Here is a 21691-nt window from a genome sequence, read left to right on the forward strand (position 1 = left end):
ATTGATCGTGCATCGCACTGTGCTGCCTCAAGCCGGCTTGAGGTCAAGGCCGCGATCCGCCGCCGCCATGCCGACGCCCGGCCCGCGTCCAAGCCCCCTCGTCGCGCGCCGTTTTGTTCACATTTCTTACATTCGCGCTGCGTATCGTTGACGACTTTCCTACGGTGCCTCCCATGCGACGACTCCTCCCGCGCGCCCTGCTCGTGCGCTGCGCTCCCCTTGTTGCCCTCGCCGCGCTGTCCGCGTGCTCGAACCACATCGATTCGCCGGACGATCCGGCGAGCGCGTCGGCCAACGTCCAGGCCGCATGGGTCGAGATCGGCGAGTCGAACCAGGCGATCGCGCGCGTCATCACGAACTACACGCCCGCGTCGGCCAGCGATCCGCTGTGCCCGCAACTGACCGTCGACGGCAAGCTGTCGCGCATGTCCCTGCGCGCGGGCGCCGCGACCATCGCCCTGCGGCCGACCGCCAGCGACCCGTCCGATTCGAAGCCGTCGAGCTTTCCGGTGTCGGTCTGCGAGGCGACGCTGCCGGCCGACGCGCAGGCGGCGAGCGTCGCGGGCCGCACGCTGCCGCTGCCGAAGGCGCAGCCGCAACGCATCGCGATCATCGCCGACACCGGCTGCCGCATGAAGAAAGCCGACAACGCGTGGCAAGCGTGCAACGACGCGACGGTGTGGCCGCTCGACACGATCGCGGCCAGCGTCGCGAAGCTGTCGCCCGATCTGGTGATGCACATCGGCGACTACCACTATCGCGAAAACGCATGCCCGCCGGACATCGCCGGCTGCAAGGACAGCCCGTGGGGCTATGGCTGGGATACGTGGCAGGCCGACCTGTTCCGCCCGGCCGCCCCGCTGCTCGCGAAGGCGCCGTGGGTCGTCGTGCGCGGCAACCACGAGGAATGCGCGCGGGCGGGCCAGGGCTGGTTCCGCTTCCTCGATCCGCGTCCGTATTCGGCCGCGCGCTCGTGCGACGATCCGGCCAACGACAACAACGCGAACTATTCGGAACCCTATGCGGTGTCGCTCGGCGGCGGCTCGCAGGTGATCGTGTTCGACACCGCGAAGGTCGGCCGCACGCCGCTCAAGACGACCGATGCGCAATTCGGCATCTACCAGAAGCAGTTCCAGACGGTCGCCGCGCTCGCGTCGAAGGCCGGCATGACGACGACGATCTTCACGAACCATCATCCGATCCTCGCGTTCGCGCCGATCGCCGGCAGCACGCCCGCGCCGGGCAACCTCGCGCTGCAGTCGGTGATGTCGAGCCTCAACGCGCAGGCGTACTACCCGCCCGGCGTGCACGTCGCGCTGCACGGGCACGTGCACGACTTCCAGGCGATCAACTTCTCGTCCGGGCATCCGGCGACGATCGTGTCCGGCAATGGCGGCGACAATCTCGACGTCGCGCTGCCCGACCCGTTCCCGGCCGGCCTGACGCCCGCACCGGGTGCCGTGATCGAGCGGCTGTCGCACAACAACAGCTTCGGTTTCCTGATCATGGAACGCCGCCCCGCCCCGGCGACCGGCTGGGTATTCCACGCGTATTCGGCAGCCGGCAAGCTGCTCGCGTCGTGCAACCAGTCGGGTACGACGCTCGCTTGCGACAAGACGGGGTTCATTGCGCCGTGAGTGAAGCAGTTCGATGTGACGGCCGCCAGGCACGCGGCCGGCAAACGCTGCGCGCGCTGGCCGCGGCCATGCTCGCCGGCCTGGCGCTCGCAGCTCACGCAGCGCCGGCCGATACGGTCCTGCTTCCCGGCGCACCGCCATCGCGGGTCGTCGACACGATCGGCAACGGCACGCCGCAGGTGACGGGCAAGATCGATGCGGCGACCGCGCGCTTTGCGCCCGACCCAACGCTCGTCGCACTCGGCCGCCGGATCTTCTTCGATCCGCGGTTATCCGAGCCGCGCGGCATGTCGTGCGCGGGCTGCCACGACCCGGGCCGCGCGTTCGCGCCGACGCTGTCGGCCGCGTCGCTCGCGGGGCCCGGCGTGCCGGAAGGCAGCCGACGCGGGCACTTCAGCCAGCGCAACGCGCCGTCGCTGCTCTATGTGCGCTACGTGCCGCGCCGCCACTTCTACCAGGACGACGACGCACCCGCGCCGTCGCCGTTCGGCGGGCTGTTCAGCGACGGCCGCGCGGATACGCTCGCCGAGCAGATCCGCGGGCCGCTGTTCGATCCGAACGAGATGAACAACCGGTCGCCGGCCGCACTGCTGCGCAAGGTCGATGCGACCGACCTCGCGCCCGATCTCGCCGCGCGCTTCGGCGCGCCGGTGCGGCGCGATCCCGAGCAACTGGTGCGCGCGCTGGGCCTGGCCGTCGAGGCCTATCTGCAGAGCGACGAGATGGCGCCGTTCACGTCCCGCTTCGACGTGTTCCTACGCACGCGCAAGCCGCTCGCGCCGGCCGAGATGCGTGGCCTCGCGCTGTTCCGGAATCCCGACAAGGGCAACTGCATGAGCTGCCACACGCTGTCGGAAACGTCGAGCCGCCCGGAGCGTTCGCTGTTCACCGATTTCGGCTACGACGCGATCGCGGTACCGCGCAACCGCGCGCTGCCGGCGAACCGCGATCCGCGCCATTTCGACAACGGGCTGTGCGACACGGCGCGGCGGCTGCGCTGGCCCGAGCCGACGCAATGGTGCGGCTACCTGCGCACGCCGGGGCTGCGCAACGTCGCAATCAAGCAGACCTTCATGCACAACGGCGTGTTCACGACGCTGCGCGATGCGGTTGCTTTCTACAACACGCGCTCGACCGACCCGGGCTTCTGGTATCACGGGGCCAGAACGTTCGACGACGTGCCGGCCGCCTACCGCGGCAACATCAACGTCAACTCGACGCCGATGAACCGCCGGCCCGGTACGCCGCCCGCGCTGACCGACGCGGAAATCGACGATATCGTCGCGTTTCTCGGCACGCTGACCGATGCGCGTTATACGAAGGTTGCTGCTCCCGTGGCGCCTGCTGCCCCGGCTGCCCGGATCACGCGAGCCGCCGCGCCGGCTCGCTGACACTGGCCGAACGGCCAGCCCCACGCGCACCCGCTTGCGGCCGCCGCGAACACTGGTTATATTTACAGTACTGTATTTATGAACAGTGAGGTGCGCGATGGAACATCTGGTCCGTATCGTCAACGAAGCCGATCGCCAAGTGCTGGCATGGCTCCGCGCCCAGGTCGGCGATGCCCGCGTCGAGCGCGCGGCTCGCCAGCTCGGGCATACGCGCAAGCCGTTTCCATCGGCCGTTTGCCGCTATCTGGGCATGAGCGCACCGGCTACGCTGCGGCAGGCCGAACGGCCCCGCGCCGCGCGCGATTTCTCGGTCGGCGATCGTTACCTGTCGCTGATCCGCCAGCACCTCGCCACGCACTCGGCCAGCCGATGAAATGGCGGCGACTCGCCTCGTCGGTGGCTCGGAAAGCCGGGGGGCTTGCGAATTCGCAAGCCTGGCCAGCCGCCACCGCGCTTACGTGGCCGCGATGGCTTCCCGTACGAGGCGGCCGAGCGTTTCGAATGCCGCTTCGTGCGCCGCATCGGACACGCGCGTGCACGCGAGCCGGATATAGCCGTCGAAGCGGTCGGAATTCGAGAAGATCGAACCGGGCGCGATTCTGACCCCTTGCGCCAGCGCGGCGTCGAACAACGCCTCGGAGCGCACGCCGTCCGGCAACGCGATCCACAGCAGCATCCCGCCCGGCGGCTGGTTCATCCGCGTTCCGGACGGGAAATGCCGTGCAATCGCGTCGATCGTCACGTCGCGCTGCACGCGCAACTGTTCGCGAAACCGGTGCAGATGGCGATCGAACGCGCCCGAGCCGACGAATTCGGCCGCAACGGCCTGCAGCAACGCGGCGTTGTGCCGGCTGTGCGCGAACTTCAGCATTTTCACGCGTGCGTGCCAGCGCCCCGCGCTTATCCAGCCCAGCCGCATCCCGGGCGCCAGCACCTTGTTGAACGACGGGCAGTAAATCACCGTGCCGTCGCGATCCCACGCCTTCACCGGCTTGACCGCCTGCGGCGCCTCGACGAGCTCGCGATAAGGCTCGTCCTCGATCACGGCCACGCCGTGGCGCGAACAAAGCGAGACGAGCGCGGCCTTGCGCTCGTCGGGCATTACGCAGCCGAGCGGGTTCTGCAGGTTCGGCACGACGACCACGGCCCGAATGTCCGGATATGCGGTCAGCGCCACTTCGAGCGCCTCGATCGACAGGCCGGTCGTCGGGCTGGCCGGAATTTCGAGCGCGCGCAAGCCGAGGCTTTCGAGCAACTGGATCAAGCCGAAGAACGCCGGCGATTCGATCGCGATCGTGTCGCCGGGGCGCGCCACCGCGCGCAACGCGAGATTCACGGCATCGACGCCGCCGCTCGTCGACATCACGTCGTCCGGCGTCACCGTCACGCCGTAAGACAGCGCGCGCTTGGCCATCGTCTGCCGGAATTCGGGCGAACCGCCAACGGGCCCCGCATCGGTCAACAACGTAGGCTTGCGCCGCAACAGCCGGATCGCAAGCGCCTGCAGGCGCTCGGCCGGATACAGCGTGGCCAGCGCGGACGCACCGCCGAGATTCAGTGCATCGGGCGCCGCATTTGCGCGATCGATCACGCGCGACACACGTTCGTGCAGGCCCGCGAACGGCGGCTCGACGCTTAGCGGCGGCCCGTCGCTTTCCGGCAGGGTTTCGAGTGCGACCGCCGCGCGGCGCCGCACGAAGTAGCCGGAGCGCGGCTTCGCCTCGCACCAGCCCGTATCCTCGAGCCGCCGGAACGACTGGATCGCGGTCGACAGGCTCACGCCGTGCTGTGCCATGAACGCGCGCACCGACGGCATCCGGTCGCCGGGCGACAGCGTGCCGGCCGCGATGATGCGGCGGTAATGCTCGGCGAGCCGTTCGTAAAGCGGCTCGCCGTCCATCGGCAAAGGTGGGCGGGATGATTCGGCGAAAGGCGTCATGCAGGCGATCGTGCCCGCGCGGCCGATCGCACGCCAGATACAGATTCCGGGGAAACCCACCGATACAGCGGTGCAAAATCGTCGTCTGCACCGCAACAGATTCCCGCCCCCTGAATCTGTCGTGCCGGTGCCCGTTTCCCTAACCTGACTGCACGCTGTCGCCTCGCCGTCGCGAGGCCGCGCAACCGGGAAAGGGAATCGCCATGCAAACGCATCACATCCGGCTCGACGCCGGGCAAAGCCACTTTGCGTGGTTCGACAAGGGCAGCCAGGTGATCGTGCTGGACGGCGCGCTCGCGGTCACGCTGCGTCACGGTGGGCTCGACTGGCTGCCTGACGCGCCGCAGCACATTCGCCGCTTGCTCGACGAAGGCGAATGCCTGACGCTCGAGACGGCCGGCCACGTGGCGCTGTCGGCCGGCGGCACGGGCGCGGTCAGCACGACGGTCGTGGAGCCGGACGAACGGCCCGGCGTGCTCGCGGCATGGCGTGCGGCGCTGCGCCGGTTGTCCGGACGGATACGCGGCGGCCATCGCGTGAGCGAGCCCTCCTGACATGGCGATTCGACGCGTCACGGAAAGCGTCAGGCTGCCGCCGCCTCATCCGGCGGAGATCGGGCGCGATCCGGTTCGGCCGTGCGGATGCGGATCGACCGCCTCGACCTGATCAATCGCCGCCGCCCGCCTGGCACGCAGCGGTCACGACGTCACCGCACGCGCCTGCGACGCTCGCCCCACTCGAATACACCCATCCCTGCCAGCATCGCGACGACGAATACGATCCCCTTCGCCGACCCGAAGCCGATCGACACGATCGCGGGCCCCGGGCAGAACCCGGCGATCCCCCAGCCGATACCGAACACGGCACTTCCGGCAACCAGGCGCACGGTGATCGCCCGCAGGGCCGGCAACTGCATCGGCAAGCCGAGCCACGACCGCGTCCGGCGCTTCGCCCATGCGAACGCGAACACGGCCACGCCCGTCGCGCCGGCCATCACGAACGCGAGCGACGGATCCCAGCGGCCCGCCAGGTCAAGAAAGCCGAGCACCTTCTGCGGATTGGCCATGCCCGACACGATGAGGCCTACGCCGAACAGCAGCCCCGCCAGAAACGCGAATCCTGCCTGCATGTCAGCCTCCCAGCACGTGCTGTCGCACGAAGACGGTCACGAAGCCTGCGACCATGAAGACCGCCGTCGCGACCACCGAACGCAGCGCACCGCGCGACATCCCGCACACGCCGTGGCCGCTCGTGCAACCGCCCGCGTACCGCGTGCCGACGCCGACCAGCAGCCCGGCTGCCACCAATTCGACCCAGCCGGCATCGATCTGCGGTGTCAGGCGGTTCCCGGCGACGTACATCACGAGCGGTGCGGCGATCAGCCCGGCGACGAACGCGGCGCGCCAGTCGCGCTCGCCCGCACGTGCCGTGAGCAGACCGCCGACGATGCCGCTGATACCGGCAATCCGGCCGTTGAACGCGACGAGCCACGCGGCCGCGAGCCCGATCAGCACGCCGCCGGCCAGCGACAGCCACGGCGTGAAATGAAGCGCATCAAGCTGCATCGCGCCGCCCCTTCGCGGCCGGGCCGCAGAACTGCTCGTACAGCACGCCCATCACCGCGATCGCGGCCGGGCTGTCGAGCGAATAGTGGATGTTCTTGCCGTCACGGCGCGTGCGAACCAGCGCGTTGTCCCGCAACACGCCCAGCTGCTGCGACAGCGTCGGCTGGCGGATGTCCAGCGAGGTCTCGAGATCGCTCACGCAGCGCTCGCCCTGGGACAGTTCACAGAGCAGCAGCAGCCGGTCGGGATTCGACAGCACCTTGAGCAGCGCGCAGGCCGATTCGGCAGCCGCGCGCATCTGGTCGGGTTCCGGCAACCCGGCGGAAAGATCGTCGTTCATCGGCGCAAGGAGACAATTAAAGCATCAATATTATATTAATTTATATAATGATGCTTCCCGCAGTTTGCCGGCGGGTGGCCTTGCGCCGCCCCCTTCGCTCAGGCCTGCTCGCCTGCCATCGTCTTTGCAGCATGTATGCGCGCCGCATCGGCACGCACGACGCCGAGCGCCAGCACCGCAATCCCCGCGATCACGCACGGCGCCGCGACGACGGCAAACGCAGTCGACAACGGCACGCCCATCGCCAGCATCGCGCCGCCCGCCATCGATCCGACGACCGAGCCGCCGCGGCCGATCCCGTTCGCCCAGCTCACGCCGGTGGTGCGGCACTCAGTCGGATAGAACGCGGCGGACAGCGCGTTCGCGCCAACCTGCGAACCCGACACGCAGAAACCGGCCGCGAACACGGCGAGCGCGGCGCCCCACGGCGACGCGGCAAACATGCCGATCGAGGCAACGAATACGCCGGCCGCCGCATAGCTGCACGCCAGTACGCGATGCGGGTCGAAACGGTCCATCAGCCCGCCGAGGACGATCGCGCCGAACGTGCCGCCGACCTGGAACATCGCGGTCACGCGAGCGGCCGTCTGCAGCGTCGCGCCGGTCGTGCGCAGCAGCGTCGGCAGCCAGCTCGACAACAGGTAGATCACGAGCAGGCTCATGAAGAACGTGAGCCACAGCAGCAGCGTGCCGCGCAGCAGGTCGGCGCCGAACAGCCGGCCGAGCGGCGACCCGGCCGGCTTGCCGGCGGGCGCGCTGAACGACGCGCTTGCAAGATGCGGATCCGGCGCGATACGACCGAGCATCGCCGCGATCCGTTCGCGCGCCGCGCCTGTGTTGACGAGATAGCGCACCGATTCCGGCAACCGCCACGCAAGCACCGGCAGCAGCAGCAACGGCGCGGCGCCGCCGACCACGAGCACCGCACGCCAGCCGTGGTGCTCGATCAGCGATGCGGCCGCGAGCCCGCCGAGCGCGGAACCGATCGTGAAGCCGCAGAACATCGTCGTCACCAGCACCGAGCGGCGCCGGGCCGGGCAATATTCGGATGTCAGCGTGATCGCATTGGGCATCGCGCCGCCGAGGCCGAGCCCGGTCACGAAGCGCCACGCGATCAGCTCGGTCAGGCCGCCCGCGCTCGCCGACGCGGCGCTCGCGATGCCGAAGCACGCCACGCACGCGAGCAGCAGGCGCTTGCGGCCGAACCGGTCGCCGAACGGCCCGAACACGAGCGCGCCGGCCATCAGCCCGGCGAGCCCCGCGCCGAACACCGGTGCGAGCTGCGCGGGCGACAGGCCCCATTCCGCGCGGATGACGGGGGCAATGAAACCGATCGACGCGGTGTCGAAACCGTCGATCGCGACGATCAGAAAGCACAGGGCGACGATCGCGGCCTGAAACGGCGCAACGCGATGCCGGTCGATCCATTCGCTGACGTCGATGGACAGCGTATCGGCCATGATGGTGTCTCCTCCAGGAAGGCGGTCGCGCGTCGTATCGTCGAATGCGCGCCGCTGGAATCGGGCTGACCGTGCCGCGTTACGCCACGGACTTCAGGCAATCCTCCGCGCGCCACCCGTGCAGCCAGTCGAGCGCGTCGTAGAACTGCGCCTGCGTGCGGCCGACCCAGAGCCCGTTGCGCACCTGCCGCTCGACGCCCTTCGCGTGATAGATCCGCCCCATCTCGCGTGCCGAATACAGCACGCGTGCGGTGCGCGGAATCCGCACACGCTCGTACAGAGCGAACGCAGCTTCAAAATCCCCCTCGGTCCGGGCAACGGCCGCGCCGAGCGTCACTGCGTCCTCGAGCGCCTGGCACGCGCCCTGCGCGATGTATTGCGTCATCGGATGCGCGGCGTCGCCGAGCACCGTCGCGCGGCCCGCGCTCCAGCGTTCGACCGGATCGCGATCGGCGGTCGCCCAGCGCTTCCACGACGTCGGCCGGTCGAGCATCTGCTTCGGCAGCGGATGAACGCCGTCGAAGTACGACAGCACTTCTTCCTTGCTCCCTTCGCGCACGCCCCAGGTTTCCTGTTCGCGGCTGTGGAACGTGACGACGAGGTTGTACTGCCGCCCGCCGCGCAGCGGATAGTGGACGAGATGGCAATGCGGGCCGGCCCACACGACCGGCGCGTTGATCTGCAGATCCTTCGGCATGTTGTCGACGTCGACCACCGCGCGATACACGACGTGGCCCGTCACACGATGCGCGTCGCCGATCAGTGCATGACGGATCGCGGATTTCACGCCGTCGCAGCCGATCACGGCATCGGCGCGATAACGTTCGCCGTGCTGGTCGGTCACGGTCACGCCGTTGCCGTCCTGCTCGAAGCCGCACACCTGCGTGCTCGTCCGGAATTCGATCAGCGGGTGATCCTTGACCGCCTCGTAGATCGACAGGTGAATGTCCGCGCGATGAATCACCGCATACGGATTGCCGAAGCGCTCGCGGTACGCGGCGCCCGTATCGATGTGCGCGACCTCGCGTGCATCGATCGCGTCCATCAGTTGCAGCCAGTCGGTGAACACGGCGCGGCTACGCGCGGCCTCGCCGACACCCAGCGCGTCGAGCGCGTTGAACGCGTTGGCCGCGAGCTGGATCCCCGCGCCGATCTCGCCAATCTGATCCGCCTGTTCGAGCAGCTTCACGCGAATGCCCTGGCGCGCGAGCGCGAGCGCCGTCGCGAGCCCGCCGATGCCGCCGCCGATCACCAGCACGCGCCGGCCGTTGTGTTGTGTCTCGCCCATGTCTGTCTCCTGCTTCGTGTTACGCGACGTAATCCGGTTGCCGCCGCGGCTGTGCGGCCTCGAAAGCCGGCTCGCGCCGCGCGTGCTCGAACACCGCGAGGCTGCGCGGATACGCGCTCAAGTCGCAATCCATCCGCAACGCGTTCGCGACCTGCGGCACGAGGCACACGTCGGCCAGCGTCGGCGTGTCGCCGAAGCACCACGGGCCCGTAACCGCGCGGGCGAGCAGCCGCTCCACGCCGGCCATCCCATCCGCGATCCAGTGCCGGTACCACGCGGTCTTCTGCTGCGGCGTGACCTTCAGTTCGGTGTCGAGATAGCGCAGCACGCGCAGGTTGTTGAGCGGATGGATGTCGCAAGCGATCAGCGTCGCGAGCTCCAGCACGCGGGCGCGGTGCTGCCGTTCCAGCGGAATCAGCCGGGGTTCCGGATGCAACTGGTCGAGGTAATCGAGGATCGCGAGCGACTGCCCGAGCCGGAAATCCCCATCGACCAGCGCCGGCACCGCCGCCGACGGGTTCACGTCCGCGACGTAGGCCGCGTCGCGATGCTCGCCGGTGCGGATGTTCACCGGCAGCGTGTCGTACGGCAGCCCTTTCAGCGCGAGCGCGATGCGCACCCGGTAGGACGTCGAACTGTTGAAGAAGCTATGCAGTTGCACGATGTCGCCTTTCGAGGAGGATGCGTCAAACCACGCGCACGGTCAGTTCGCCGAGCCGTTCGACGCCGACCTTCATCACGTCGCCCGCAACCACCGCGCCGACGCCTTCGGGCGTGCCGGTGAAGATCACGTCGCCCGGTTCCAGGCGGAAGAACTTCGACAGGTCGGCCACCGTTTCCGCGACCGACCAGATCAGGTGCGACACGTCGCTCTTCTGCTTCGTCGCGCCGTTGACGGTCAGCCACAGGCCGCCCTGCTCGAAATGACCGACGTCGCTTGCCGGATGCACGGGCCCGATCGGTGCCGAGCGGTCGAACGCCTTGCCGATTTCCCACGGCCGGCCCATTTCGCGCATCTTCATCTGCAGGTCGCGGCGCGTCATGTCGAGGCCGACTGCGTAGCCCCACACGTGTTCGAGCGCGCGCTCGAGCGGAATGTCGGAACCGCCCTCGCCGATCACCGCGACGAGTTCGGCTTCGTAGTGATAGTTCTGCGTCTGCGACGGGTACGCGAGATCGAGCGTTTCGTCGTATGCGACCGGCACGATCGAATCGGCCGGCTTGCAGAAGAAGAACGGCGGCTCGCGATCGGGATCGAAGCCCATTTCGCGCGCATGGGCCGCGTAGTTGCGGCCGACGCAATAGACGCGGCGAACCGCGAACTGCGCATCGCTGCCGGCAACGGGGAGCGCCACGGGCGCTTCGGGCGGGAAAACGAAAGTCATGAATGGCTCCAGCGTAAATACGAATGAAGGGAGCGCGCCGCCGCAGCGACGCACAGGAAACAGGAATCGGGAAACGAATCGTCGAAACCGACCGGCGTCAGTCGCGCGCTTCGCGCAGCAGGTTCAGCGCAGACAGCACGGGCCGGTCGGAGTAGCTGAACAGCACGCTGTCGGACGACGCCGACAGCCGCACGGGCGCCCACGACGGCGCGACGAAGATGTCGTGCGGCTCGAATTCGAATGCGTTGCCGCCGATGTGCGCGGTGCCGCTGCCTTCGACGACGCAGTAGATCGTCGCGTCGGTGCTGCGATACGTGCGGCCGTCGAAACCGGCGGGCAGGAACTGCATGAAGGTGGCGATCGTCGGCATCGGCCAGCCGCCCGTCGCGGGGTTCACATAGCGCAGCTTCACGCCGTCCCACGCGTCGAGCTCGCCGTTCCGGTACAGCGCGTCGAGCGCCTCGCGGGTGCGCGCATACGGATAGCTGAAGATCGGCGACGTCGGATCGCTTGCGCGATGCCGCACCGGCACCATGTTGTGACCGAAGCGCGCAAAGCTGTCGCCTTCCGGGCGGCTGATCGGCTGCACGGCTTCCGGGTAGTTCTCCGCGAAGCCCGCGTCGAGGTTTGCGAGCAGCGGAATGTCGAGCCCGTCGAGCCATACGACCGGTTCGCCGCCCGCTTCCTCCGACGGGTTGCCGTGGTCGTGCCACGCCCACGACGGCGTGATGATGAAGTCGCCCGGATGCATCGTCGTGCGTTCGCCGTTCACGGCCGTCCATGCGCCGCGCCCTTCGACGATGAAACGCAGCGCCGACTGCGTATGCCGGTGGCTCGGCGCGATCTCGCCCGGCAGGATCAGCTGCAGCCCCGCGTACAGGGTCGGCGTCATGCTCGACTTGCCGGGCAGCCCCGGGTTCTCCAGCACCAGCACGCGGCGCACGGCCTCCTCCGCGCTGATCACGCTGCCGGCCTGCATCACGAGGTCACGCACCTGCGCGTACTTCCAGATCGCGGCCTGCGCGGCCGGCTGCGGGGATTTCGGCACGAGGTTGTGCAGCGATTCCCACAGCGGCGCCAGGCGCTGCTCGGCGATCCGTGCGTAGTAGGCGGCGCGCGACGCGTCCGGATGGGTCGTCATGATGTCTCCTTGGAGTCGGCCGATCGGCGTCGGCGCTATGTCGGGGCGGGGACCATGCTGCAGTCCATTAGCAGAGTTATATTCGACCCAGACATACCCGGTAAAATGGTCAAATCATCTGATCCATATACTTTCGGATATACCTACTCGCGACGAGGCATGCGATGGACTGGACCCACCGGCTGCGACTGCGGCATCTGCAGGTACTGTTGAGCCTTGCCGGCACCGGCAATCTGAGCCAGTCGGCGGTGGCGCTCGCGACCACGCAGCCCGCGCTGTCGAAATGGCTGAAGGAACTGGAAGAGGATGTCGGGCTGCCGCTGTTCGAGCGGCATGCGCGCGGCCTGCGGCCGACGCCCTACGGCGAAGCGCTGATCGAGCATGCGCGCCGCGTCGAGGCGCAGCTCGACGTCGCGCGCGACGACATGGCCGCGCTGCGGGAAGGCGGCAGCGGTCTCGTGACGATCGGCACGTCGGGCGTCGCGGCGGCCGATACGGTGCCGCTCGCGGTATCGCAACTGCTGAAACGCATGCCGCGCGCACAGGTTCGGATGACCGAAAGCACGATGAACCAGCTGATGCCGCAGCTCGCGCGCAGCGAACTGGATATCGTCGTGGGCCGTTCGGGGTCGACATCCGTCGATCCGCTGCTTCACGCCGAAGCGCTGTATGTCGATCCGGTCGTGTTCGTCGCACGGCCCGGCCATGCGCTCACCGGCGCGGCGTCGGTCGGCTGGGACGACGTGCTCGCCTATTCGTGGATCGTGTGGCCGTCGGGCACGCCGGTGCACAACGCGCTGGAGGCCGCGCTGACGGCCGCCGGCCGCGTGCGGCCGCCGCACTGCGTCGAATCGAATTCGTCGATCCTCAACCTCACGCTGCTGAACAACACCGACCTGCTCGGTGTGGCGTCGCATCGTGCCGCGCAGCGCTTCGCGCAATTGAACGCGATCCGGATCCTGCCGATGCAGCTCGAAGGCCAGGGCGCGGTGTCGATGTACTGGCACCCCGATAGTGCGAATCGCGCGGCCGTGGCCGCGACAATCGAGTGCCTGCGCGCCTGCGCGGCGCCGCAGGTCGGTGGGTGGGAGAAAGTGAAGGTGGAATGAATGGCGCGGCCCGGCGTCACCCGGGCCGCGTTGCCGCGTTACCGCGACGACGCGAAGCGTCACATCACGCGCCGTCGCAGGATGCCGTGCCGTCCAGCATCAGCGTGCCGACCCGCGCGGGCACGAGCGGCGTGCGCGGCACCGGCGGGGTCCAGCCGAACAGTGCCTGCGCGGCCGCGCCGCACACGCGGCCCTGACACGCGCCCATCCCGCAACGGGACTGCAGTTTCGCCGCCGTCCAGCCCGGTGCTTGCGCGACCGCATCGAAACGCACGTCTTCGCAGCGACACAGCAGCGTATCGGGCCGCGCAAGCCGGCGGATCGGCTCGCGGATCGCAAAGCGCTCGCGCACGGCATCGGCAAACGCCTGCCAGTGTGCTCGCTGCGTCACCAGCGCAGCCAACGGCGCCGTCTGCCCGGTCGCCGCCAAGCCGGCGATTTCGCCTTCGACCATCGCCAGTTCGCTGCCGCCGACGCCCGTACACTCACCAGCCGCGAAAACCCCGTCGCGGCTCGTGCGCTGATGCGCATCGACCGCCACCGCGCCATTGTCGATCCGGCAGCCGAGATGGCTCGGCAGCGCGGTATTCGGCACGAGGCCGAAGCCGCACGCGAGCCGGTCGCAATCGACGTCGAACTCGCGATCGCCCTGACGAATCCGCACGCGTTCGAGCCGCTTGTCGCCGAACGCTTCGACGACGTGCGCATCCGGCCGATAAGCGGCCGTGACGAGCTTCGCCGCCTGCGCGAGCTTCGACGGCCAGCGCCACAGCCCCGCCCCGAAACCGGCAACGCTGCCCCATGCGGCCTGTTCGAGCACATGCGACACGCGCGCGCCGGCCTGACGGGCCGTCGCGGCGCTCGCCAGCAGCAGCGGCCCGCTGCCCGCGATCACCGTGCGCTGCCCGCGCACGTCGAGGCCATACTTGATCAGCGCCTGCAAGCCGCCCGCACCGGTGACACCCGGCAACGTCCAGCCCGGAAACGGCAGCAGCAGCTCGCGTGCGCCGCAGCAGAGAATCAGCGTCCGGAAATCGAGCAGCAGCCCGCGCTCGTCGTCTTCGAGCAGCAGCGTGCCCGGCTGCGTTTCGGCGACGATGCGCGTTGCCGCGAGATGCGTGACGTTCGGCTGCCGCAATACGGCGAGCCGCTCGGCGGCCGCCGGCGCCGGCGTCGCCGCTGCGCCTTGCCGCCAGATCTGCCCACCCGCGCGCGGGTTGTCGTCGACGATCGCAACCGTCGCACCGCTTCGCGCGGCGGCCCGTGCAGCCGACAGCCCGGCCGGGCCGGCGCCGACGATCGCGACGTCGACGCTCAGTCGTTCCTGTTTCATCGGGTGCGCTCCACCTGCATTCCGTCGCGGCACAGCGTCTGGCAAGCCAGCCGGCGGCGTCCGTCGATCGTCATCCTGCACTCCTGGCAGATGCCCATCCCGCAAAACGGCGCACGCGCCGCACCCGTGCACGACACGCGCGTCGTGTCGTCGCCGCTCGCCGCGACGGCGGCCGCGACGGTCGCGCCGTCGGCCACCGTCAGTGCGCGACCGTCCAGATGAATGATCATGTCAGCCTCCGCCGGGCCGCCCCAAGGAGGCTGACTGCCCCCGCGGGGGGCACCGTGCATGGGACCGGAGTAAGCCCTGAAGCGCCAACTCCGGTCGACAGCGTACGAAGTGAGCGAGGGGGTCGTTTCATGTCAGCGCTCCAGCTACGAGGGACGCGCTCAGGAAGCGTCCCGGCCAATACGGTTCGATATCGATGGGCGGCCGTTCGCCGGCCATCAGCGCAGCGACGAGCCGCGCGCTGCCCGGCGCGGTCGTCACGCCGAGCCCTTCATGCCCGACCGCGAGCCACACACCCGGCCGCGCCGGATGCTCGCCGAGCAGCGGCAGCCCGTCGGGGCTCGCGGAACGGAACCCCGTCCATGAGCGGATGCCGTTCAGGTCGGCCAGGTCGGGCAGATAGCCCACCGCTCGGCGCAGCATGCGCGCCAGCACGGGCGGCTCGACTTGCGCGTCCTCGGTGTCGAACTGGCGCGACGAACCGATCAGCAACTGGCCGGTCGGCCGCGGCTGCACGTTGAACGCAACCGACGTGCCGTCGCTCGCGTGTGCGCTCGCCGCATAGCCCAGCTCGACGAGCTGGTGCGACACCTGGCCCGGATAGCGGTCGGTAATCAGCAGATGGCCCTTTTTCGGGCGCAGCGGCAGCTCGGGGAGCAGCAAGCGCGCGGCAACGCCGTTCGCGACGAGCACCCGCTCCGCGCGCAGCGTGTCGCCGCTCGCGAGCGTCACGCTCGGGCCATCGACCGCGACGGCCCTGTCGCGCCGCAACGTGATGCGCGGCGCGCGCTTCAGCAGCCAGTTCGCGGTGACGGGCGCATAGAGGATCGCGTCGCCGGGAATCTTCAACGCCCCGCCAAGGCCCGGGCGCAGCATCGGCTCCAGTTGCGCGAGCGTCGCCGCGTCGATCAGTTCACCCGCCACACCATGCGCGGCGAGCGTCGCCTGCTTCGCGCGCGCCAGATCCATTTCGTGCGCATCGGTCGCGAGCCACAGCGTGCCGCAGTTGCGGTACGCGCATCCGTCGGGCATCTCGCCGCTCAACGCGCGCCACAGTTCGATCGAGTAATGGCTGAGCGCGAGTTCGGCCGCGTTGTCGTCCATCGCGACGAGGTGCCCCATGCCCGCGCCGGTTGCACCGCCGCTCGCGTCGTCGACGACGAGCACGCTCAGCCCGCGCTGCGCGAGTTCGTGCGCGCACGCCGCGCCGACGATACCGGCGCCGATCACGACGACATCCGTCTTCGCATCGCTCACGGCGCAATGCCCCAGCCAAACGGATCGTCCTCCTCGATCAGCAGCGTCGCTTCCGCGCTCAGGTGCGCGCTGCCGCGGATCGTCGGCACGATACCGCCTTCGACCTGCTCGTAGCTCGCGTGGAACACGCTGCCGATCACGCTCGCCTGCCGCCATACAGCGCCCGGCGCGAGCTTGCCGTCGGCCGCGAGGCACGCGAGCTTCGCACTCGTGCCGGTGCCGCACGGCGAACGGTCGTACGCGAGGCCCGGGCACAGCACGAAGCTGCGGCTATCGTGTTCGGGATCGTCGGCGAACAGCTCGATATGGTCGATCTCGCCGCCGTTCGCGCCGGTGATGCCCGCGCGTTCGAGCCCTTCGCGCACGGCCGACGCATACGTGGTGAGCGCCACGACGTTGTCGCCGGCGACGCGCTGCCCGTGGTCGCTGATCAGGAAGAACCAGTTGCCGCCCCACGCGATGTCGCCCTTCACGGGGCCGTAACCCGGCACGTCGAGCGCGACGCCCTTCGCATGGCGATACGCGGGCACGTTGCGCACGCTGACCGACAGGTCGTCGTGCAGCGTCGCCTCGACGGTGCCGACGGGCGTTTCGATCCGGTGCATGCCGGGCGCGATGCGCCCCATATGGTGCAGCGTGCGCACTACGCCGATCGTGCCGTGTCCGCACATCCCGAGATAGCCGCTATTGTTGAAGAAGATCACGCCGGCCGCCGCGTCGGGCGACACGGGTTCGCACAGCAGCGCGCCGACCAGCACATCGCTGCCGCGCGGTTCGAGAATGCATGCGGCGCGGTAGCGGTCGTGCTCGCGCGCGAGCACGTCGCGGCGCTCGGCCATCGTGCCGCTGCCGAGCGCGGGGAAACCGGACACGACGAGCCGAGTGGGTTCGCCGCCCGTGTGCGAATCGATGATCTGGATGCGCTTCATCATGAGCCGTCCGAAGTGGGGAAAGGAGCATAGCTTCCTCCGTCGCGCGTCCGTCCGCTTGTGGCTTTTCGATGAGGACGACGACGAAATCGGCATAGTGCGAAGCGCCCTTCCCGCGCCGTCCGGCCGCTGTGCCGATTTCGTCATTTTGCTCCGCGATACGACTCAAGCGTGATGGGCATTTGCGCGGCGATACTGGTTGCACACCGACACCACGTCGGCCGACCGATACAAACACGTAGGAGATTGAAGTGAGCCGAAACGCCATTCAGTGGACCGGGGTTTTCCCGGCCGTCAGCACCCAGTTCAAGCCGGACTTTTCCCTCGACATCGACGCCACGCACCGCGTGGTCAAGAACCTGGTGAACGACGGCGTGTCGGGCCTCGTGGTCTGCGGCACGGTCGGCGAAAACACGTCGCTGTCCACGAGCGAGAAGCTCCAGGTGATCGAGGCCGCACGCGACGCAGCCGGCGGCAAGATCCCGGTGATCGCCGGCATCGCCGAATTCACCACCGAATTCGCACGCAACACCGTGCGTGAAGCCCAGCGCGTCGGCGTCGACGGCGTGATGGTGATGCCCGCGCTGGTCTACTCGGCGAAGCCGCATGAAACCGCCGCGCACTTCCGCGCGGTCGCGACGAGCACCGACCTGCCGGTGATGGTCTACAACAACCCGCCGATCTACAAGAACGACGTGACGCCCGACGTGCTGATCGCGCTGCAGGATTGCGAGAACATCGTCTGCTTCAAGGATTCGTCGGGTGATACGCGTCGCTTCATCGACTTGCGCAACGCGGTCGGCGATCGCTTCGTGCTGTTCGCGGGCCTCGACGACGTCGTGGTCGAGAGCATTGCCGTCGGTGCCGAAGGCTGGGTGTCGGGCATGTCGAACGCGTTCCCGAAGGAAGGCGAGACGCTGTTCCGCCTCGCGAAGCAGAAGCGTTTCGACGAAGCGCTCGCGCTGTATCGCTGGTTCATGCCGCTGCTGCACCTCGACGCACGCCCCGACCTCGTGCAGTGCATCAAGCTGTGCGAAGAGCTGGTCGGCCGCGGCAGCGCAATCACGCGTCCGCCGCGCCTCGCGCTGCAGGGCGACACGCTCGCGGAAGTGAAGGCCATCGTCGCGAAGGCGCTCGAAACGCGCCCGGCGCTGCCCGACGTCGGTCTCTGATCGACTCCCCCTGCGGCGGTGCGCGGGCTTTCCGCCTGCGCGCCGCCGTCTCCGGTCCGGCATGGCCCGCGGGCCCGTTCGCACCGGCGCCAGCCCGCGCCGCGCATGAACGCCCCGCAGCCCGCCCCGGTCGTTCGAACCGGGCGATGCCGGCCGGCAGGCAGGCGCCGCTGCTCCGTCGGAGCGCGGCGCACCTCAAGCCGGTGCCGATATTCCCCTAGGAGACAAGCCCATGCCAGGCCAAGGCAACGCTCAACCGTCTGTCCCGCTTTCCCGTTCCGCGCACCCCGACGCGGGTCACGGCAAGTTCAAGAAACAGCTGTCGCTGACCGATCTCACGTTCATCGGTCTCGGCGCCATTTTCGGTTCGGGGTGGCTGTTCGCCGCGAGTCACGTTTCGACGATCGCGGGCCCGGCCGGCATCTTCTCGTGGCTGCTCGGCGGCTTCGCGGTGCTGCTGCTCGGCATCGTCTACTGCGAACTCGGCGCCGCGCTGCCGCGCGCGGGCGGCGTGGTCCGCTACCCGGTGTTCTCGCACGGCCCGCTGCTCGGCTACCTGATGGGCTTCATCACGCTGATCGCCTTTTCGAGCCTGATCGCGATCGAAGTCGTCGCCGCGCGCCAGTATGCGGCCGCGTGGTTTCCCGGCCTGACCGTCGAAGGATCGAGCGACCCGACCACGCTCGGCTGGCTCGTGCAGGCCGCGCTGCTCTGCTTCTTCTTTTACCTGAACTATTCGAGCGTGAAGACGTTCGCGAAGGCGAACAACATCATCAGCATCTTCAAGTTCATCGTGCCGCTGTCGGTGATCGCGGTGCTGTTCACGTTCTTCAAACCCGCGAACCTGACCCTGCACGGCTTCGCGCCGTTCGGCATGCCGGGCATCGAGATGGCGGTGTCGGCGGGCGGCATCATCTTCGCGTATCTCGGGCTCACGCCGATCGTGTCGGTCGCGAGCGAAGTACGCAATCCGCAGCGCACGATCCCGATCGCGCTGATCCTGTCGATCCTGCTGTCGACGCTGATCTACGTGCTGCTGCAACTCGCGTTCATCGGTAGCATCCCGACGGCCATGCTCGCCGCCGGCTGGCACGACGTGAGCAAGGCGTTCTCGCTGCCGTACCGCGACATCGCGCTGGCGCTCGGCGTCGGCTGGCTCGCGGTGATGGTCGTCGCCGACGCGATGATCTCGCCGAGCGGCTGCGGCAACATCTACATGAACGCGACGCCGCGCGTCGTCTACGGCTGGGCGAAGACGGGCACCTTCTTCAAGGTGTTCACGCGCGTCGACGAAGCGTCGGGCATCCCGCGCGCGGGCCTGTGGCTCACGTTCGGCCTCTCGATCTTCTGGACGCTGCCGTTCCCGTCGTGGGAAGCGCTGATCAACATCGTGTCGGCCGCGCTGGTGCTCAGCTACGCGGTCGCGCCGGTGTCGGTCGCCGCGCTACGCCGCACCGCGCCCGACCTGCCGCGGCCGTTCCGCGCGGTCGCGTTCGGCGTCACCGGCCCCGCGTCGTTCGTGATCGCCGCGCTGATCGTCTACTGGTCGGGCTGGAGCACGGTGTCCTGGCTGCTCGGCCTGCAGATCGTGATGTTCGTGATCTATCTCGCGTGCCGCCGCTGGGTGCCGACCGCCCACCTGAGCCTCGCCGAACAAGTGCGCTCGTCCGCGTGGCTGATCGCGTTCTATGCCGCGATGATCGTGCTGTCGTATCTCGGCGGCTTCGGCGGCACCGGCCAGCTTGCGCATCCGTACGACACGGTCGTCGTCGCGGCCGTCGCGCTCGTCATCTACTACTGGGGTGCGAATACCGGCGTGCGCGCCGACAAGCTGCAACTCGACGACGACGAGGACTGACGCATCCGCGCCCTTTCCCATGATCCCTTCGGCCGGGCGCCCTACGCCCGGCCCCTGCTTTTTCCGAGGAAAACCATGCAACTCACAGGTCAGCTCCTGATCGGCCAGTCCGCCGTTGCCGGACAGAACGGCACCCTTCACGCGATCGCCGCCGCAACCGGCGAACGGCTCGAACCCGCCTTCGGCGGCGCGAGCCTGCACGACCTGGAGACGGCCTGCGCGCTCGCCGACGACGCATTCGACACGTATCGCGAAACGTCGCTCGAAGCCCGCGCCGCGTTTCTCGACGCGATCGGCCGCCACATCATGGCGCTCGGCGACGCCCTGATCGAGCGCTGCGTCATCGAAACGGGCCTGCCGCGCGCCCGTATCGAAGGCGAGCGCGGCCGCACGGTCGGCCAGCTCGCGCTGTTCGCGTCGCTCGTGCGCGACGGCGGCTTTCTCGACGCGCGGATCGATCCTGCGCGCCCCGAGCGCAAGCCGCTGCCGCGCGTCGACCTGCGCCTGCGCAATGTCGCGGTCGGGCCCGTCGCCGTGTTCGGCGCGTCGAACTTCCCGCTCGCGTTCTCGGTCGCCGGCGGCGATACGGCTTCGGCGCTCGCGGCCGGCTGCCCGGTGATCGTCAAGGCGCATTCGGCACACCCGGGCACGTCGGAACTCGTCGGCCGCGCGATCCAGCAGGCCGCGCGCGAATGCGGGATGCCGGCCGGCGTGTTCTCGCTGCTGTTCGACGCGTCGCGCGAGATCGGCCAGGCACTCGTCGCCGATCCGCGCATCAAGGCCGTCGGCTTCACCGGCTCGCGCCGTGGCGGCGTCGCGCTGATGCACATCGCGGCCGCGCGCCCCGAGCCGATTCCCGTCTATGCGGAAATGAGCTCGATCAATCCGGTACTGCTGTTTCCCGCCGCGCTCGACGCGCGGCACGACGCGATCGCCCCGCAGTTCGTTGCATCGCTCACGCTCGGCGCCGGCCAGTTCTGCACGAACCCGGGCCTCGTGCTCGCGGTCGACGGCCCCGCGCTGCGCGCATTCGAGGAAACGGCCACCACCGCGGTTCGCGCAGCGCCCGCGCAAACCATGCTGACGCCGCACATCCACGCCAGCTACGAACAGGGCGTCGCGACGCTGCGCGATCACGCGGCCGTCGAGCTGCTCGCACAAGGCGCCGAAGGCAACCGCCTGCAGGCCCGCGCGGCACTGCTCGCAACCTCGGCCGACGCTTTCATCGCGCATCCCGAGTTGCGCGACGAAGTGTTCGGCCCCGCGTCGCTGATCGTGCGTTGCCCGGACGCCGACACGCTGCATCGCGTGCTGAAGTCGCTCGAAGGCCAGCTGACGATCGCCGCGCATCTCTCCGACGGCGACGCACCGCTGTTCGCCGCGCTGCGACCGATGCTCGAGCGCAAGGCCGGCCGCATTCTCGTCAACGGCTTCGGCACGGGCGTCGAGGTCGGTCATGCGATGGTGCACGGCGGCCCGTTCCCGGCCACCTCCGACACGCGCACGACGTCGGTCGGCGCGCGCGCGATCGAACGCTTCCTGCGCCCCGTGTCGTATCAGGACCTGCCGGACGCGCTGCAGCCGGACGCGATCCGCAACGGCAATCCGCTGAACGTGCCGCAACGCATCGACGGCGTGCCCGCGCCGCGGGAGGCGTGA

At 68.9% G+C, this 21691-nt stretch carries 21 protein-coding genes; 8 read left to right on the top strand and 13 right to left on the bottom strand.

All coding sequences use genetic code 11. The features are described from left to right. Positions 1-173 precede the first annotated feature (173 nt). The 3 genes from BDO18943_RS10645 to BDO18943_RS10655 all read left to right on the top strand — a co-directional run bounded on the left by BDO18943_RS10645 (position 174) and on the right by BDO18943_RS10655 (position 3401). Entirely contained in the window at positions 174-1637 is a 1464-nt protein-coding gene (locus BDO18943_RS10645; protein ID WP_175022248.1) for a metallophosphoesterase family protein, read from the top strand. Beyond that, positions 1634-3028, top strand: a complete 1395-nt coding sequence (locus BDO18943_RS10650) for a cytochrome-c peroxidase (protein ID WP_175022249.1) — start codon at positions 1634-1636, stop codon at positions 3026-3028. The genes BDO18943_RS10645 and BDO18943_RS10650 overlap by 4 nt, the downstream gene beginning before the upstream one ends. 97 nt (positions 3029-3125) lie before the next feature. Beyond that, the gene (locus BDO18943_RS10655) at positions 3126-3401 is read left to right on the top strand and encodes a hypothetical protein (RefSeq protein ID WP_011355479.1); all 276 of its coding nucleotides are present in this window, start codon (positions 3126-3128) and stop codon (positions 3399-3401) included. Positions 3402-3482: 81 nt separating this feature from the next. Here BDO18943_RS10655 and BDO18943_RS10660 read toward each other — a convergent pair whose 3' ends face one another. Then, the gene (locus BDO18943_RS10660) at positions 3483-4967 is read right to left on the bottom strand and encodes an aminotransferase-like domain-containing protein (protein WP_175022250.1); all 1485 of its coding nucleotides are present in this window, start codon (positions 4965-4967) and stop codon (positions 3483-3485) included. Positions 4968-5170: 203 nt separating this feature from the next. Between BDO18943_RS10660 and BDO18943_RS10665 the strand changes: the two genes are divergently transcribed. After that, positions 5171-5521, top strand: coding sequence for a hypothetical protein (locus BDO18943_RS10665; RefSeq protein WP_175022251.1), 351 nt, complete (start codon positions 5171-5173; stop codon positions 5519-5521). Between the two features lie 152 nt (positions 5522-5673). On the opposite strand, the gene BDO18943_RS10670 is transcribed toward BDO18943_RS10665, so the two are convergent. From BDO18943_RS10670 to gtdA, 8 genes are all read right to left on the bottom strand, one after another. Beyond that, entirely contained in the window at positions 5674-6096 is a 423-nt protein-coding gene (locus BDO18943_RS10670; RefSeq protein ID WP_175022252.1) for a DUF6691 family protein, read from the bottom strand. Position 6097: 1 nt separating this feature from the next. After that, on the bottom strand, positions 6098-6532 hold the full coding sequence (locus BDO18943_RS10675; RefSeq protein WP_175022253.1) for a YeeE/YedE family protein: 435 nt from the start codon (positions 6530-6532) through the stop codon (positions 6098-6100). After that, positions 6522-6872 carry an ArsR/SmtB family transcription factor gene (locus BDO18943_RS10680; RefSeq protein WP_089453189.1) on the bottom strand — a complete coding sequence of 117 codons (351 nt, stop codon included), beginning with the start codon at positions 6870-6872 and terminating at the stop codon, positions 6522-6524. Before BDO18943_RS10680 ends, BDO18943_RS10675 begins: the two co-directional genes overlap by 11 nt. A 98-nt stretch (positions 6873-6970) precedes the next feature. Continuing rightward, on the bottom strand, positions 6971-8332 hold the full coding sequence (locus tag BDO18943_RS10685; protein ID WP_175022254.1) for an MFS transporter: 1362 nt from the start codon (positions 8330-8332) through the stop codon (positions 6971-6973). A 79-nt stretch (positions 8333-8411) separates the two neighbouring features. After that, the gene (locus BDO18943_RS10690) at positions 8412-9620 is read right to left on the bottom strand and encodes a 3-hydroxybenzoate 6-monooxygenase (RefSeq protein ID WP_175022255.1); all 1209 of its coding nucleotides are present in this window, start codon (positions 9618-9620) and stop codon (positions 8412-8414) included. Between the two features lie 19 nt (positions 9621-9639). Next, positions 9640-10281, bottom strand: coding sequence for a maleylacetoacetate isomerase (maiA, locus tag BDO18943_RS10695; protein ID WP_175022256.1), 642 nt, complete (start codon positions 10279-10281; stop codon positions 9640-9642). Positions 10282-10306: 25 nt separating this feature from the next. Continuing rightward, positions 10307-11005: a fumarylacetoacetate hydrolase family protein gene (locus BDO18943_RS10700; RefSeq protein ID WP_175022257.1), complete on the bottom strand. Its 699-nt coding sequence runs from the start codon at positions 11003-11005 to the stop codon at positions 10307-10309. 97 nt (positions 11006-11102) lie between these two features. After that, positions 11103-12146 carry a gentisate 1,2-dioxygenase gene (gene gtdA / locus BDO18943_RS10705; protein ID WP_175022258.1) on the bottom strand — a complete coding sequence of 348 codons (1044 nt, stop codon included), beginning with the start codon at positions 12144-12146 and terminating at the stop codon, positions 11103-11105. 164 nt (positions 12147-12310) lie between these two features. Between gtdA and BDO18943_RS10710 the strand changes: the two genes are divergently transcribed. Next, a complete protein-coding gene (locus BDO18943_RS10710) occupies positions 12311-13255 on the top strand; it encodes a LysR substrate-binding domain-containing protein (protein WP_175022259.1) in 945 nt (314 codons plus the stop codon). 64 nt (positions 13256-13319) lie between these two features. Here the strand turns inward: BDO18943_RS10710 and BDO18943_RS10715 are convergent, their stop codons facing one another. The 4 genes from BDO18943_RS10715 to BDO18943_RS10730 all read right to left on the bottom strand — a co-directional run bounded on the left by BDO18943_RS10715 (position 13320) and on the right by BDO18943_RS10730 (position 17002). Then, entirely contained in the window at positions 13320-14588 is a 1269-nt protein-coding gene (locus tag BDO18943_RS10715; protein ID WP_175022260.1) for an NAD(P)/FAD-dependent oxidoreductase, read from the bottom strand. After that, complete coding sequence (locus tag BDO18943_RS10720; RefSeq protein ID WP_012338331.1) at positions 14585-14818, bottom strand: 2Fe-2S iron-sulfur cluster-binding protein; 234 nt, start codon at positions 14816-14818, stop codon at positions 14585-14587. Before BDO18943_RS10720 ends, BDO18943_RS10715 begins: the two co-directional genes overlap by 4 nt. Before the next feature lie 127 nt (positions 14819-14945). Continuing rightward, positions 14946-16073: an NAD(P)/FAD-dependent oxidoreductase gene (locus BDO18943_RS10725; RefSeq protein WP_175022261.1), complete on the bottom strand. Its 1128-nt coding sequence runs from the start codon at positions 16071-16073 to the stop codon at positions 14946-14948. Continuing rightward, positions 16070-17002, bottom strand: a complete 933-nt coding sequence (locus tag BDO18943_RS10730) for a 4-hydroxyproline epimerase (RefSeq protein WP_175022292.1) — start codon at positions 17000-17002, stop codon at positions 16070-16072. The genes BDO18943_RS10725 and BDO18943_RS10730 overlap by 4 nt, the downstream gene beginning before the upstream one ends. Positions 17003-17253: 251 nt before the next feature. On the opposite strand from BDO18943_RS10730, the gene BDO18943_RS10735 reads away from it, so the two are divergent. The 3 genes from BDO18943_RS10735 (at position 17254) to BDO18943_RS10745 (ending at position 21691) form a co-directional block, all read left to right on the top strand. Next, positions 17254-18174, top strand: a complete 921-nt coding sequence (locus tag BDO18943_RS10735) for a dihydrodipicolinate synthase family protein (protein ID WP_006484863.1) — start codon at positions 17254-17256, stop codon at positions 18172-18174. 232 nt (positions 18175-18406) lie between these two features. After that, positions 18407-20032: an APC family permease gene (locus BDO18943_RS10740; protein ID WP_175022262.1), complete on the top strand. Its 1626-nt coding sequence runs from the start codon at positions 18407-18409 to the stop codon at positions 20030-20032. Positions 20033-20107: 75 nt separating this feature from the next. Continuing rightward, positions 20108-21691: an aldehyde dehydrogenase (NADP(+)) gene (locus tag BDO18943_RS10745; protein WP_175022263.1), complete on the top strand. Its 1584-nt coding sequence runs from the start codon at positions 20108-20110 to the stop codon at positions 21689-21691.

Source organism: Burkholderia aenigmatica, from assembly GCF_902499175.1.
In the GTDB taxonomy this organism is placed as follows: Bacteria; Pseudomonadota; Gammaproteobacteria; order Burkholderiales; family Burkholderiaceae; genus Burkholderia; species Burkholderia aenigmatica.

Bases quoted from the DNA above. Each gene is read 5' to 3' on its own strand.
- BDO18943_RS10645 (WP_175022248.1), top strand. From the start codon at position 174: ATGCGACGACTCCTCCCGCGCGCCCTGCTCGTGCGCTGCGCTCCCCTT.
- BDO18943_RS10655 (WP_011355479.1), top strand. From the start codon at position 3,126: ATGGAACATCTGGTCCGTATCGTCAACGAAGCCGATCGCCAAGTGCTG.
- BDO18943_RS10660 (WP_175022250.1), bottom strand. From the start codon at position 4,967: ATGACGCCTTTCGCCGAATCATCCCGCCCACCTTTGCCGATGGACGGC.
- BDO18943_RS10665 (WP_175022251.1), top strand. From the start codon at position 5,171: ATGCAAACGCATCACATCCGGCTCGACGCCGGGCAAAGCCACTTTGCG.
- BDO18943_RS10670 (WP_175022252.1), bottom strand. From the start codon at position 6,096: ATGCAGGCAGGATTCGCGTTTCTGGCGGGGCTGCTGTTCGGCGTAGGC.
- BDO18943_RS10675 (WP_175022253.1), bottom strand. From the start codon at position 6,532: ATGCAGCTTGATGCGCTTCATTTCACGCCGTGGCTGTCGCTGGCCGGC.
- BDO18943_RS10680 (WP_089453189.1), bottom strand. From the start codon at position 6,872: ATGAACGACGATCTTTCCGCCGGGTTGCCGGAACCCGACCAGATGCGC.
- BDO18943_RS10685 (WP_175022254.1), bottom strand. From the start codon at position 8,332: ATGGCCGATACGCTGTCCATCGACGTCAGCGAATGGATCGACCGGCAT.
- BDO18943_RS10690 (WP_175022255.1), bottom strand. From the start codon at position 9,620: ATGGGCGAGACACAACACAACGGCCGGCGCGTGCTGGTGATCGGCGGC.
- BDO18943_RS10700 (WP_175022257.1), bottom strand. From the start codon at position 11,005: ATGACTTTCGTTTTCCCGCCCGAAGCGCCCGTGGCGCTCCCCGTTGCC.
- gtdA (WP_175022258.1), bottom strand. From the start codon at position 12,146: ATGACGACCCATCCGGACGCGTCGCGCGCCGCCTACTACGCACGGATC.
- BDO18943_RS10710 (WP_175022259.1), top strand. From the start codon at position 12,311: ATGGACTGGACCCACCGGCTGCGACTGCGGCATCTGCAGGTACTGTTG.
- BDO18943_RS10715 (WP_175022260.1), bottom strand. From the start codon at position 14,588: ATGAAACAGGAACGACTGAGCGTCGACGTCGCGATCGTCGGCGCCGGC.
- BDO18943_RS10720 (WP_012338331.1), bottom strand. From the start codon at position 14,818: ATGATCATTCATCTGGACGGTCGCGCACTGACGGTGGCCGACGGCGCG.
- BDO18943_RS10730 (WP_175022292.1), bottom strand. From the start codon at position 17,002: ATGAAGCGCATCCAGATCATCGATTCGCACACGGGCGGCGAACCCACT.
- BDO18943_RS10740 (WP_175022262.1), top strand. From the start codon at position 18,407: ATGCCAGGCCAAGGCAACGCTCAACCGTCTGTCCCGCTTTCCCGTTCC.
- BDO18943_RS10745 (WP_175022263.1), top strand. From the start codon at position 20,108: ATGCAACTCACAGGTCAGCTCCTGATCGGCCAGTCCGCCGTTGCCGGA.